Source organism: Acinetobacter sp. ANC 7912, assembly GCF_039862785.1.
GTDB classification, from domain to species: Bacteria; Pseudomonadota; Gammaproteobacteria; order Pseudomonadales; family Moraxellaceae; genus Acinetobacter; species Acinetobacter thermotolerans.
The window spans coordinates 936,267-950,547 of the sequence record NZ_CP156795.1 but is presented as its reverse complement, the minus strand read 5'-3'; the positions used below and the strand labels follow the sequence as shown (position 1 = coordinate 950,547).

8 protein-coding genes are annotated in these 14,281 nt (G+C 42.6%); all 8 read right to left on the bottom strand.

The features are described 5' to 3' along the window. Position 1: 1 nt before the first annotated feature. Complete coding sequence (gene pgaC / locus ABEF84_RS04690) at positions 2 to 1,261, bottom strand: poly-beta-1,6-N-acetyl-D-glucosamine synthase (RefSeq protein ID WP_347453729.1); 1,260 nt, start codon at positions 1,259 to 1,261, stop codon at positions 2 to 4. After that, positions 1,258 to 3,009 carry a poly-beta-1,6-N-acetyl-D-glucosamine N-deacetylase PgaB gene (gene pgaB / locus ABEF84_RS04685; RefSeq protein WP_347453728.1) on the bottom strand — a complete coding sequence of 584 codons (1,752 nt, stop codon included), beginning with the start codon at positions 3,007 to 3,009 and terminating at the stop codon, positions 1,258 to 1,260. The genes pgaC and pgaB overlap by 4 nt, the downstream gene beginning before the upstream one ends. Before the next feature lie 56 nt (positions 3,010 to 3,065). Next, positions 3,066 to 5,462 carry a poly-beta-1,6 N-acetyl-D-glucosamine export porin PgaA gene (locus tag ABEF84_RS04680; protein WP_347453727.1) on the bottom strand — a complete coding sequence of 799 codons (2,397 nt, stop codon included), beginning with the start codon at positions 5,460 to 5,462 and terminating at the stop codon, positions 3,066 to 3,068. A 203-nt stretch (positions 5,463 to 5,665) separates the two neighbouring features. After that, positions 5,666 to 6,556: a succinate--CoA ligase subunit alpha gene (gene sucD / locus ABEF84_RS04675; RefSeq protein WP_034586310.1), complete on the bottom strand. Its 891-nt coding sequence runs from the start codon at positions 6,554 to 6,556 to the stop codon at positions 5,666 to 5,668. A gap of 13 nt (positions 6,557 to 6,569) precedes the next feature. Then, the gene (gene sucC / locus ABEF84_RS04670; RefSeq protein WP_347453725.1) at positions 6,570 to 7,736 is read right to left on the bottom strand and encodes an ADP-forming succinate--CoA ligase subunit beta; all 1,167 of its coding nucleotides are present in this window, start codon (positions 7,734 to 7,736) and stop codon (positions 6,570 to 6,572) included. A gap of 183 nt (positions 7,737 to 7,919) precedes the next feature. Beyond that, positions 7,920 to 9,350: a dihydrolipoyl dehydrogenase gene (gene lpdA, locus ABEF84_RS04665; protein ID WP_347453724.1), complete on the bottom strand. Its 1,431-nt coding sequence runs from the start codon at positions 9,348 to 9,350 to the stop codon at positions 7,920 to 7,922. A 67-nt stretch (positions 9,351 to 9,417) separates the two neighbouring features. After that, positions 9,418 to 10,635 (bottom strand): 2-oxoglutarate dehydrogenase complex dihydrolipoyllysine-residue succinyltransferase, encoded by a 1,218-nt coding sequence (gene odhB, locus ABEF84_RS04660; protein WP_034586303.1) that lies wholly within the window; start codon positions 10,633 to 10,635, stop codon positions 9,418 to 9,420. Positions 10,636 to 10,653: 18 nt separating this feature from the next. Continuing rightward, entirely contained in the window at positions 10,654 to 13,476 is a 2,823-nt protein-coding gene (locus ABEF84_RS04655; protein ID WP_347453723.1) for a 2-oxoglutarate dehydrogenase E1 component, read from the bottom strand. Positions 13,477 to 14,281 lie beyond the last annotated feature (805 nt).

Below are 14,281 nucleotides of genomic sequence, written 5' to 3'. Positions count from 1 at the left end.
TTTATTCTACCTCTGTCTCACCACGGTAACCTCTGTCAGGACTTGTCCACCGTGCTCGGGTTTTGGTTTTGAAAATGGTTTTCGGTAAAGCAACTACCGTCGTTAACATAGTTAAAATCCAGAAAAATAACGGATACCAAATGACCCAGAAATAACTTCTAAACATTCTCCCTTTGTCATAACGACGATCAATCCACAAACTCACGATGAATTGAATCAAACAGCTAGAACCGAGTATTACACCATACCATTGTGGCATGAGCGATTTGATATACCACTCTGGTGCCACTGAAAAGAACAATCCATAGAAAAATAAGACGAATACACCGAACATAGTATAAGCCCAAAGCACACTGATCATAGATTCCAGCGCGATTGGCCACATACGGCGTAGATGCCATTTGAATATTTTTGGGACATAGGCAAACAGGACTTCTACTCCCCCCTGTGCCCAACGAAGACGCTGCTTCCATAAGCCTTTAAATGTTTCGGGCATATAGATATAGGTCAATGCCTGTGGAACGTATTGCACATCCCAGTGGTCAAATTGTAGACGCCACGATACATCAATATCCTCCGTAATCATGTCATCACGCCAATAGCCAATACGGTTTAACGCAGTTTTTCTAAAACCCGCGCACACACCAGAGACAGTAAAGATCCGTCCATAAGTGCGCTGTGCACGTTTTATCAGCCCAATAATAGAGGAGAATTCCCCCACCTGAACTTTACCTAAAACACTGGAACGATTCAGAATGCGTGGGTTTCCTGTGACCGCTCCCACACGTGGATACATTGTTAAATGATGCATCATCCACAAAACACAATGCGGATGTATTAAAGCATCACCATCAATGCAGATTAAATATTCATAGCGACTGACCATTGCACCAGCACGCAGTGCATAGGCTTTACCTTGGTTTTCTGCAAGATGGACCACTCGCAAATTTGGATATTTATCCGATAACTCATCTAAAATATTGCCAGTTTGATCAGTACTCCCATCATTAATCGCAATCACCTCAAATTTGGGATATTGGGTTTGCATGGCATAACGTATCGTTTGCTTGATCTGCTCAGCCTCATTAAAACAAGGGATCAAAATACTGCAACCCGCATTACCCGGTTCAGGCAAATCCTTCTGATTAAACTCACGTTTAAAAAAGAACCAAAGACCACCTGCAATCCACATCCAAGCCATAAATAGTGGATAGAAAAAGGCAAAACCAAAGACCACATCACTTAAATTAATTTGACTCATTGATGTTCTCCTTGTGCCTTAAATGGATCACGATAAGCCAAAGGATTACCATTTAAACTAATAGATGCATAAAGCCTTTGCTGAACATGTCCGGCATTTTTAAAGTTATAGTTTTCAAGTGAGATTTTTTGAATGCCCTGTTTACGTAGATCGGCAATGCGACGTGTAGTCCACTGATCTTTATTTAGCTGGCCAGCGAGATCAAAACCCACCATCAAGCGTTGTTTTTGTACAGGTGTAAGAAGCTGAATACTTTTAAGAAGCTGATTATGCTCAGCTTTATTCATTTTTTCATCGACTACTAGATAAATATAATCAGCATCATCTAACAGATTATCAAATAAATGTTTTAATCCAATACTCTTATTCGTTTTAATCTTCAAAACTGCAAGGTATACATTACTGATATTGGCATAGTATTTTGCCTGTTGCCCAGACTGCTGTTTTAAATCAATGACACGCTGGATTTGTTTTTTACAGTCATCAGACCATTGTGAAGTTTCGATTGCACAGTTTAACTCCTTTCCTGCATCAATAACTAAACCTTCCAGGTTACCATTATATTTGAACATATCTTCAACCAGCTGAACCAGGTTATAACCTTGATTGGCTAGGCTCAGCGGCAACTCTGCATATACACGCTGGTAAGTTCGCGTGCGGGCCTGCCAGACTGTACGGTTAAGCAGATCCTGCTGCATTTTTAACTGTCGATTTGGGAAATAAGTCACATCAATCGTGCCATTGCCATCCAAGTCAGCAACTGGTTTTAGAATTAGCTGATTAGTTTTCAAGGCATCTAGTTGATTCAAAAACTGGCTTAACTTTTCATCTGCCTGTTTTAGCGTTGGCTGGCTAAGATCTTGTAAGTTAAACTGAATGAAGCTCTTTTGTTCCAGATAAGGCTGTTTGGTATGGTACAAGAAGTCAGCCATAGCTTCAGATATTTCAGCAGGATTAGGATTATTCATAATCAGTGCCCGCTGATAGGTTTTAACTGAATCCGCCAGTGGTGCCATAGTTCCCAAACTGAAGGACATATTAAGCCCAGCTTGCTTAGCAATATCTTCAACCTCTGGGGTTACAGCTCCGTATGGCCAAAAGATCGCATGAGTCGGTGCCGAAAGTTCTCGCTCCAAAATTTCTTTAGAACGCTTTAAATCATTCATCACACGCCGTTTAAATGCTTGATCAGATTCGTAACGAGCAGTCTTGGGATTATAAATTCTTGCAGTCGCCGCAGGTTGTGTATTTTTTTGTGGATTTGCCAACACACCACGGTGCATATCGTGTGAATGGGAAACGAATTCAACCAGACCACTACTTTGCATTTCCCGCATTTGATCCCAACTCATCAGGTTATTAGCACCATAAGCTTCTATGGCATCTTTATGATTAGTACCAATCCAGCTGGTTGGAATTGCAAATACAGCATGCAATTTATATTGCTTTAATAAAGGAAAAACCTTGGTATAACCACTCAAAGCCCCATCATCAAAAGTTAATAAAACAGATTTTGCCGGTAAGGAAACTTTCTGCTCACGGGCGCGACGAATATCTTTCAAACTAATGGTCTTCCAGCCTTCGCGGTTTAACCAAGAAAAATATTGTGCTAGATATTCGGTACTAATTGCGTACTGATCCCGGTCCCCTCGACGAGCCACATCATCCCGTACATCATGAAACGTCAACGTTACAAACTGGTTTTCAGGTAAGTCCATCGCTGTCTTTTCAGCATGGCTAGCACTCATACATAGACTTAAGCATCCTAATAGGGCTATTGCTATTTTAGTTCTTATTATTTTCATTAGAATCTCCCCTCAAATCCAAAACTTGCTTCTAGTCTATTTTCATCTTCACCGTCATAAGGGTGTTGTCCATAGGACACCCCATAATTTAATGACCAAGTTCGCGTAATCTTCCAAAGGTGCTGATATTTTGCTAAGTAAATCAGTCCGGCATCATAATCTTTCTGATTAAACACCCCTAGATTCAATGAGATACGCTGTGTCAAAGATTGATCATAACTACGCCAAGTCAGCCAGTCATGTTCTAATCCCGCTTCCGCACTCCAGCTTGAAGAGGGATTGAAATATGATGTTTCTACTTCTTTATTAGCTGCCCAGAAACCATATAAGTTCATATGGGTTAAATGATGGGGGGACTGAAATATACGTTGCTTAAAATAAGTACCGAGCTCTTGGCGCTCGTTGCCATCATCAATATCTGTAAATTGATAACTTAAACCAGCTTTCGTAGATTCATGTTTTTGCCAGTTCAAATCAAAACGGTAAGACTGCCCTTCATGCTCATCTTGTATTTGTAACGGAATATCTGCTTGGCTGTTATAACCAATACCATAATTCCAGTGGTCATCTAGCCAGTGATTCCAGGTCAAATTGACACCAAAGCGATCACCTTCGGTTGCTTGAGAAACAACAACTGTGGCATATTTGCGTTTATTTGCCCACTCCAAACCTAAGCCAATACGCTGATCATCTCGATCTCCTTCTTCATACTCCCCGCTACGATATTGATGTTCCACAAAACTCCGGAAATAATCTGAGAACCATGGTGTATTTAATCTTGTCCAGCTTTGTTTCTCACGTGCACCATTCAGATTATTCACTTCATTTTGTTCATCTGCATCACTTTTAGCATAAAGACTATTATGGGAAATAGTGAAACGATCGCGATCTCGAAGCTCTTTATGACTACGGATCACACCAGTATCATTTTCTGCTCGTCTTAACAAATCAGTATTGCTAGCACGCCAATTTTTTACATCCACAACAGCTTGAGCATTTTCCATAGTATTAATTCGGGTTGCTCGAGCCACCGGCTCTGTACCATTCAATAAAGATACTGTCGCTTGTGCTTGTAATGGCTTTTCACGCCAACGCTGTACTGTTGCTAGATAATTACGGTAACTATGATTTCCAGGAGATTTATCCACCAGATTTTGGAAATATTCTTCCGCCTTATCTAGTTGATTTCTATATCCATAGTGTAAGCCTCGTAAAATAATAAATTCATCGCGATCCCAATGAATGTCTCGATCCACGCCTTTGGCATTACTATAGAAAAATATAGGTAAGCGCTGATCCATTTCATCCATCAGCACATCAGCTTCTTTAAATTTTTCCTGTTCAATCAGGCTATAATACAGACCCGCATAAACATCATAATCCACATAATTCTTTTCTTTAAACAGACTACGGTACAGTATTTCCGCCTGTCTTGGTTTATGCTCTCGCAGATAGCTGTCAGCAAGTGCATGTCGTACATAAGCAGGCATTTGTTCTACAGGTTGATTGATTTTGGCGAGCTGTGCTAATGCTTCTTTAGAACGCTGACGGGCATTTAATGCATATATATAATTATAATAAAATTTCTGGCGCACCTCAGGATATTCAGCTAGTTCTTTTTCATAAGCTCGCATTTCAGCCAATACAGCATCAAGCTCTGTATATGCGATTTTGCCTTGATCCTGTTCAGTTTGTACCTGATAAAAGTCAATTGCATGACGAATATTTTGACCAAACTGTATTAACTGAACTTCATGCTTTAGCTGGCTATTTTCTTTACCATTCAGCTGTAAAAACTTGTGAGCATTTTCATAATCGGCATTAGCTGCTAAAGCTAGTACATACTGCTCCTGTACATTTTCAGCACGACTCATCGCTAAAGCACTGTTTGCTATCTCGAGTGCCTGCACTGGTTGTCTAAGTAAACGATAGGTATATGCTAATTGTGCCAACTGATCCGCATTTAATTTCTGTGGATCTATCTGCTTAAGTCGCTGTCTGGCTTCTTCAATTTTTCCATCTTCTGCTAGCAACATTCCCCGATATAAATTCCATGGAATATCACTGATACTGTGTTTTTGAAAGCCTGCAGCATACTGCTCAGCCAGCTGAAATTTCCCCTGATCTCTCAACAGCATCACTAATGGCAACTGACCATACACCGGATATGTTGAAAAATTTAAGTGATTTAGCTGGTAATCTTGGAGAGAAATTTGTGGATTGTATTGCTTGCTTAACAAAATATAATCAGCCAGCAAAGTCATATTGCTCGGATCTTTTTGCACCATATCAGCAAGCAATTTAAGTCCTGTTTGGGCTTTTCCCGCCTTAATTTGTTCAACGACCTGTTGCCGATGAACATCTGAAATAGCTGCATATAGAGGTGTGGAAGTCATTCCCGCCATTAACAGCATGTAGACAAATGAATAATGATTCTTGTAATTTCGCATTTGTGTATATCTTATTGTGTATTGTAGTTTTACAATCATTATAACAAAGTGAGACATTTATCACAATTTCTTTCTATCTAACCAAATTATTGTTAATTTGTTGTAAAAAAAGCCCTCGTATAGAGGGCTTTATATTTGATTATTACAGTTTAGATTAAGCCATTATCTTTTAATACCTGATACATGGTTGAACCCAACTCTGCCGGACTACGGGTATATGCGATGCCCGCTTTTTCAAAGGCAGCAAATTTTTCTTCTGCAGTACCTTTACCACCAGAAATAATCGCACCCGCATGGCCCATGCGCTTACCTTTCGGTGCTGTCACACCTGCAATATAACCCACCACCGGTTTAGTTACATTGGACTGGATATATTCAGCAGCTTCTTCCTCAGCTGTACCCCCAATCTCACCAATCATGATAATCGCTTCAGTTTCAGGATCTTCTTCGAACAGTTTCAGGCAGTCAATCTGGTTCATGCCTGGAATTGGGTCACCACCAATACCAATACAAGTCGACTGGCCTAGACCTAATTTAGTCGTTTGTGATACTGCTTCATACGTTAAAGTACCTGAACGCGAGATAATTCCGATCTTCCCTTTCTTGTGAATATGTCCTGGCATAATGCCGATTTTACATTCTTCAGGGGTAATGATCCCTGGACAATTTGGGCCAATCAGACGTGTACCATTGCCATTGGTTTCCAGATAGCGTTTGGCTTTCAGCATGTCTAGGGTTGGTACACCTTCTGTGATGACTACGATCAGCTCAATACCAGAGTCAATCGATTCAATAATCGAATCTAGTACAAATGGTGCTGGCACATAAATTGAAGTGGCTGTTGCACCGGTTTCACGTACTGCTTCTTTCATCGTATTGAAAACTGGCAAATTCAGATGGGTTGTTCCACCCTTGCCTGGAGTTACCCCACCCACGACTTTAGTACCGTATGCAATCGATTGCTCTGAATGGAAAGTACCGTTTTTACCTGTAAAACCCTGAACCAAAACTGTAGTGTCTTTATTAACTAATACGCTCATGCTCGATACTCCCTTATGCTTTTACTGCAGCAACAATTTTTTCTGCAGCATCGGCAAGGCCATTTGCAGAAATCAATTTCAAACCTGATTCATCCAGTAACTTGGCACCCAGCTCTGCGTTGTTGCCCTCAAGGCGAACAACTACAGGCACAGTGACATTCACTTCCTGAACCGCTGCAATAATTGCCTCAGCAATCATGTCACAACGTACAATTCCACCAAAAATATTAATCAAGACACCTTGTACAGAAGAATCTGCCAGGATAATTTTGAATGCTTCAATCACACGCTCTTTGGTTGCACCACCACCCACGTCCAGGAAATTGGCTGGCTGACCACCATACAGTTTGATGATGTCCATAGTTGCCATCGCAAGACCGGCACCATTGACCATACAACCAATATTTCCTTCAAGCGCCACATAGTTCAGGTCAAACTCAGAGGCTTTTAGCTCACGTTCATTTTCCTGAGATTTATCACGTAATGCTGCAATTTCAGGCAAGCGATATAAGGCATTGGAATCAATACCCACTTTGGCATCGACACAAAGAATGTCACCATTTTCACGTACAGACAGCGGGTTAATTTCAAACAGGGCAAAGTCATTTTCAACAAAAGCCTTGTAAGCAGCGGTCATGACTTTGACAAACTGGTTCACTTGACCATCTTTCAGGTTCAGTGCAAAAGCCACTTCACGGACCTGGAATGGCAACAAACCCACTAAAGGATCAACTTCAACTTTAATAATTTTCTCAGGGGTTTCTTCAGCGACTTTTTCAATTTCAACACCGCCTTCTGTGGATGCCATAAAGGTAATACGACGGCTAGAACGGTCAACCACTGCACCGAGATAGAGTTCACGTTCAACCGGATAAACATCTTCAGCCACCAAAATACTATTCACTGGTTGGCCATTGGCATCGGTTTGATAGGTGACTAAACGAGTTCCAATAATCTGATTGGCATATTCAGCAGCTTCTTCAGCAGATTTGACCACCTTTACCCCACCGGCCTTACCACGCCCCCCGGCATGTACCTGTGCCTTTAATACGGCAAATTTCCCACCTAATTGCTGGAATGCCTGCACGGCTTCTTCGGCATTGGTCGCCAGAATACCTTCTTGCACTGGCATCCCATATTTTTTTAATAAAGTTTTGGCTTGATATTCATGTAAATTCATTGATTGACCTTTTACTACTTTTTCACTTTGTTATTACCGCGTCCAATATCCTGTGGCGCTGCAACATCGATATTGGAATTTTTTAAAACGATGTCTTATTTCTTGTCTTTATTTTTAGATGATTATTCAAACAAACACAACCATCAAATGTAAAAAGAGCGGCTGATGCCGCTCTCTTTTTAATTATTTACGCTTACGTTGGATCGCGTGAATTGCACGCCCATCCACTGCCAGAGCAGCTTCATGCACCACTTCAGAGAATGTTGGGTGACCGAAAGTCATCAACTGCAGATCTTCCACTGAAGATACAAATTCAAGTGCGATCATGCCTTGGTGTACGATGTCAGACGCATTTGGTCCGATCACGTGCATACCTAGCAAACGGTCAGTTTTCGCATCAGCAACAAACTTCACGAAACCAGCACCTTCACCAGCAGCCAGCGCACGACCGTTTACAGCAAAGCCGAATTGACCAGTTTTTACTTCGTGGCCTTTTTCTTTCGCTTGCTCTTCTGTTAAACCTACCCAAGCCGCTTCCGGGTGAGTGTAGATTACAGAAATGATGGTATCGTAGTTCACTTGAGCAGCATGACCGTGAATACGTTCAACCGCCATGACGCCTTCTTCCATTGCCTTATGCGCAAGCATTGGACCGCGTACCAAGTCACCGATTGCATATACACCTTCAACAGAAGTTGCACACCAGTCGTTTACTTCAACCAGACCACGTTCAGTCAGTTTGATGCCTGAATCTTCAGCCAGCAGACCTTCTGCATATGCTTTACGGCCTACACAAACGATCAGTTTATCGAAAGTCTGTTCTTTGTCTTCGCCGCCTTGGTTATATTTAACAGTCACTTCGCGACCATTAATTTCAGTGCCAGATACTTTTGCACCGATACGGATATCCAGGCCCTGTTTAGTCAGGATTTTTTGGTATTCTTTAGACAGTGCTTTGTCCGCCATTGGCAGGAATGCGTCCATTGCTTCAAATACCACAACTTCAGCACCCAGACGACGCCATACTGAACCCAGTTCAAGACCGATTACACCAGCACCGATCACGCCAAGACGTTTAGGAACTTCCGGGAATTCAAGTGCGCCAGTTGAATCCACGATCAGGTCTTGATCTACAGGAGCCACTGGAATGTTTACAGGTACAGAACCAGATGCAAGGATTACATATTTAGGTTCTAAAACTTGAGTTTCACCTTCGTGAGGAACGAACTCAACTTTTTTACCAGCAAGTAGTTTACCAGTACCTTGTAACCAGTCGATGCCATTACCTTTAAGTAATTGCGCAACACCACCAGTCAGTTGATCAACAACTTTGTCTTTACGAGCAAGCAGTTTAGAAAGATCGAAGCTTACTTCACCAGTTGTAATACCGTGGTCATCTAAGTGATGAACAGTATCTTCGTAACGGTGAGAAGAATCTAGAAGTGCTTTAGAAGGAATACAACCTACGTTTAAGCAAGTACCACCTAAAGATGGTTTACCTTTATGGATGCGTTTTTCGATACACGCAACTTTGTAACCAAGCTGTGCTGCACGGATCGCAGCTTCATAACCACCTGGTCCACCACCGATTACAACTAAATCGTATTGAGACATTTTTATCTCCAAAAACGAGTTCAAAGGATCGCTTTGAACTCGTTCAGATTATTCTTAAGAACTAAAATTATAGGTCAAGGATAAGGCGAGCTGGTTCTTCTAACAATTCTTTGATAGTTACCAGGAAGCCAACAGCTTCTTTACCATCAATCAGACGGTGGTCATAAGAAAGTGCCAGGTACATCATAGGCAGGATTTCAACCTGACCATTTACCGCCATAGGACGTTCTTGGATTTTGTGCATACCCAGGATCGCAGTTTGTGGCTGGTTCAGAATCGGAGTTGAAAGCAGTGAACCGAAAGTACCACCGTTGGTAATTGTGAAAGTACCACCAGTCATGTCTTCGATTGCAAGTTTGCCTTCACGTGCCTTGCCAGCGTAAGCACGGATACCGTTTTCAACTTCTGCATAGCTCATGCGGTCAGTATCACGCAGAACTGGCACAACTAGACCACGATCAGAAGATACTGCCACGCCGATGTCATAGTAACCGTGGTAAACGATATCGTCGCCATCGATAGAAGCGTTCACTGCTGGGTAGCGTTTTAGTGCCTCAGTCGCTGCTTTAACGAAGAATGACATGAAGCCTAGACGTGCACCGTGACGTTTTTCGAAAACGTCTTTGTATTGCGCACGCATTTCCATGATTGGTTTCATGTTTACTTCGTTGAAAGTCGTCAACATTGCTGTTTCTTGAGTCGCAGCAAGCAGACGTTCAGCAACACGTTTACGCAGACGAGTCATTGGAACGCGTTTTTCGATACGCTCACCAACAGCAACACTTAGAGGTGCTACTGGAGCAGCAGCTGCAGGTTTAGCTTGGTGGTTCGCAACATCTTCTTTAGTGATGCGACCGCCACGGCCTGTACCAGCAACGTCAGCAGCATTGATACCAGATTCAGTCAATGCTTTACGTACTGCAGGTGCTTGGTCTTGAACTTGGCTACGCTCAACGATCGGTGCATTACCCGCTTGAGTTTGCGCAGCAGCTTGTTCAACTTTCTCTTCAGATTGAACCGCTTGAGTTTGCGCAGCGCCGGAAACAGCACCTTCTTCGAATTGTGCAATCACTTCAGCAGAAAGCACTGTGTCGCCTTCGTTTTTGATGATTGATGCAATTGTACCGTCAGCAGGAGCAACAACTTCTAAAACAACTTTATCAGTTTCGATATCACAGATCACTTCATCACGTGATACTGCTTCACCTGGTTGTTTGTGCCAAGTTGCGATCGTGCCGTCCGCAACTGACTCTGGAAATACCGGTGCTTTAATTTCGGTTGCCATTATTTAGAATCTCCTGGATTATTCAGCATCGATCGCTAGAGCGTCGTTAACGAGCTGAGCTTGTTGTTTTGCATGCAAATATGGTGAACCACACGCTGGAGCTGCAGAAGCTTCACGGCCAGCGTAGCTAATGCGGATCTGTTTACCAGACTTCATCACATCTTCGTATAGACGTGGAGCAATGAACAGCCAAGCACCTTGGTTCTTCGGTTCTTCTTGAGCCCATACCAATTCAGTTACGTTTGGATATTGAGCCAGAACTTCAGCAAGACGTGCTTCTGGGTATGGATACAATTGTTCAATACGAACGATTGCAGTGTTGTTCAATTCTTTTTCACGACGTTTTTCTAGCAGGTCGTAGTAAACCTTACCACCACACAGTACCAGACGAGTAACGTCAGATTTGTTGATGTTGTCAACTTCGTCGATCACAGTTTGGAATGTACCATTTGCCAGCTCATCTAGGTTAGACACAGCTAACTTGTGACGCAGCAATGACTTAGGAGACATTACGATCATTGGTTTACGGATCGGACGGATTGCTTGACGACGCAATGCGTGGAAGATCTGAGCAGGTGTAGTTGGTGTTAACACTTGCATGTTTTCTTCAGCACATAATTGCAGGAAGCGTTCCAGACGTGCAGATGAGTGCTCTGGACCTTGACCTTCGAAGCCGTGTGGCAGAAGCATAGTCAGACCACATACACGTTCCCATTTGGTTTCGCCAGATGAGATGAACTGGTCGATTACAACTTGTGCACAGTTAGCGAAGTCACCGAACTGAGCTTCCCAGATGATCAGGCTCTTAGGCAGAGTTGTTGCATAACCATATTCGAATGCCAGTACTGCCATTTCAGACAGTAAAGAGTCATAGATCGCAACACGTGGTTGGTTTTCTTTGATATGGCAAAGTGGGATATATACAGAACCATCTACCTGGTTATGCAGTTTAGCGTGACGGTGTGAGAAGGTACCACGACCAACGTCTTCACCAGTTAAACGAACCAGGTAACCTTCGTCTAGAAGTGTTGCATAAGCCAGAGTTTCAGCAGCACCCCAGTTCAGTGGCATTTCACCAGTCTGCATTTTCAGACGGTCATCAATCACTTTAGAGACTTGGCGTTGCATTACAAAGCCTTCTGGAAGCTCACGCATTTTACGGCCAAGTTCTTTCAGACGATCTTCTGGGAATGTAGTATCCCAAACGTCTGTGTATTCATGACCCAGGTAAGGAGTCCAGTCCACGAACATTTTCTTGTTCGGTTCAAGAACAAGCGCATTGGCAACGTGGTTACCTGCTTCAAGGTCAGAACGATACTGCTCTACCATTGCATCCGCAGTTGCACGGTCAAGAATGCCTTCTTGTACAAGTTTGTCAGCATATAATGTACGAGTAGTCGCTTTTTTGGTGATCACTTGGTACATCAATGGCTGAGTTGCAGCTGGTTCGTCCGCTTCGTTGTGACCACGACGACGGTAACAGAACATGTCGATCACGACGTCTTTACGGAAAGTATGACGGAAATCATGCGCCAATTGAGCAACAAATAGTACTGCTTCTGGATCATCACCGTTCACATGGAAGATCGGTGCCTGGATCATTTTCGCGATGTCAGTACAGTATTCTGTAGAACGTGCGTCACGTGGATCAGAAGTAGTAAAACCAACCTGGTTGTTCACAACGATGTGAACTGTACCACCAACGGTGTAACCACGAGTTTGTGACATTTGGAAGGTTTCTTGGTTTACACCTTGACCTGCAAATGCTGCGTCACCGTGAACGATGATTGGTAATACATCATCACCACCGATATCTTTACGACGTACTTGACGAGCACGTACAGAACCTTCAACTACAGGTCCAACGATTTCAAGGTGAGATGGGTTAAACGCCAATGCCAAGTGAACTTCTCCACCAGGAGTCATGACGTTAGAAGAGAAACCTTGGTGGTATTTAACGTCACCAGAACCTTTTTTGTTCAGGGATTTACCTTCGAACTCGCCGAACAGGTCAGCCGGGTTTTTACCCATGATGTTCACAAGAAGATTCAGACGGCCACGGTGTGGCATACCGATCACAACTTCTTTACAACCTACAGAACCTGCACGTTGAATCACGGCATCAACCATCGGAATGAAAGACTCGCCGCCTTCAACACCGAAACGTTTCGCACCAACGTATTTGTTACCTAAATATTTTTCTAAACCTTCAGCTGCAGTTAAACGTTCAAGGACGTGTTTTTTCTGATCCGTAGAGAAGTTGAATTTGCCACGTGCACCTTCAAGACGTTGTTGGATCCAACGTTTTTCTTTGGTGTCCACGATGTGCATGTATTCAGCACCGATAGAACCACAGTAAGTGGTTTCTAGTGCTTCAAGAATTTCAGCAAGAGTTGCTTCTTCTTTACCAATTGCAAGATTGCCAGTATTGAATACTGTGTCCAGGTCAGATTTAGTCAGACCGTGAGCATCCAGTTCCAGGTCAAACGCCTGTTCACGTTTTGCCAGACCTAGTGGATCTAGTTTCGCTTTTTGGTGACCGCGGTTACGGTATGCTGCAATCAGTTGCAACACGCCGATTTGACGACGCTCATGCTCAGAACTTACTGCACTTTGTACAACAGGCTGAATACGGTTTGAGTTGCGACCTAGAAGAAGGAATTGCTCACGTACATTGCTGTGTGGTTGATCACCTTTAGGGAATTTACCGAAGTATTCCTGCCAGTCAGCACCCACTGATTCTGGAGCGGTCAGATATTGCTCATAAAGCTCTTCAATATACGCTGCACTATCAGCGCTTAATTCAGTGTCAAGACGCAATGCGTCAGCAACTTCTTGCATTTGTGGACCCATTTCCTATTGCAAAAACATTTTCAGGATGCTTTTTAAGCAAAACCCAGGATTTGTAATGTCAAATTGGTAATATGACATTAGTCCCCCATAAGGCATAAGCCATGAGGCGTTATCACCACATCAAGACCAAGGCTTGACATGTTTAATGAACAATAACGCCCCTCAGCGGCATCATCACTCATTGAATACCCGATCGTGACCGGGCAATTTTTTGCAAATCGACTTAGAAAAAACAATGATTTAAGCCTAATTTTTTCTAAAGCGACTCCACCATACATTTATATACCAAGTGCCTCTCTTTCCATGTTTAAAAAATGTACGCAGAAAGACTCTTTTTTAAGTATGCTCGTACGCTAAATGCTAACACGATCTCGACTAATCAATTGATTTTTTTGACAAGAAACGTATATTTTTTAGTCAAATACACCACCCGGGAATTACTCTATCATAAGTGGATTTAAATGAGAAACCGACTAAAGTTCTACATCCCATTGATAAACAAAAAGAGAGTAAATTTTCCAATCCACTCCCTTCAAAATAATGCGTTATATAATAACATTATTACGCAGCATTTTCAGGTCAGATTTCCCCCTAAAACCCATAAATAAATCGAATCCGATCAAATGAGTGCACAAAGTTGAGCAGCACGCTCTGAAATAGCGCATCACCCCGCCCTATTACATAAGACAGAATATTGAAAACGCCAGCTTTTCGCTTCACCTGTCATTTTACGTGCCCCTATAAAGCAAAAAGCACACCAAGTGGTGTGCTTTTTGACAAACTGTTATATGCA

Excerpts from the sequence above, each read along its gene's own strand:
- sucD (WP_034586310.1), bottom strand. The coding sequence starts at position 6,556 with ATGAGCGTATTAGTTAATAAAGACACTACAGTTTTGGTTCAGGGTTTT.
- sucC (WP_347453725.1), bottom strand. The coding sequence starts at position 7,736 with ATGAATTTACATGAATATCAAGCCAAAACTTTATTAAAAAAATATGGG.
- odhB (WP_034586303.1), bottom strand. The coding sequence starts at position 10,635 with ATGGCAACCGAAATTAAAGCACCGGTATTTCCAGAGTCAGTTGCGGAC.
- ABEF84_RS04680 (WP_347453727.1), bottom strand. The coding sequence starts at position 5,462 with ATGACTTCCACACCTCTATATGCAGCTATTTCAGATGTTCATCGGCAA.
- lpdA (WP_347453724.1), bottom strand. The coding sequence starts at position 9,350 with ATGTCTCAATACGATTTAGTTGTAATCGGTGGTGGACCAGGTGGTTAT.
- ABEF84_RS04655 (WP_347453723.1), bottom strand. The coding sequence starts at position 13,476 with ATGCAAGAAGTTGCTGACGCATTGCGTCTTGACACTGAATTAAGCGCT.
- pgaB (WP_347453728.1), bottom strand. The coding sequence starts at position 3,009 with ATGAGTGCTAGCCATGCTGAAAAGACAGCGATGGACTTACCTGAAAAC.
- pgaC (WP_347453729.1), bottom strand. The coding sequence starts at position 1,261 with ATGAGTCAAATTAATTTAAGTGATGTGGTCTTTGGTTTTGCCTTTTTC.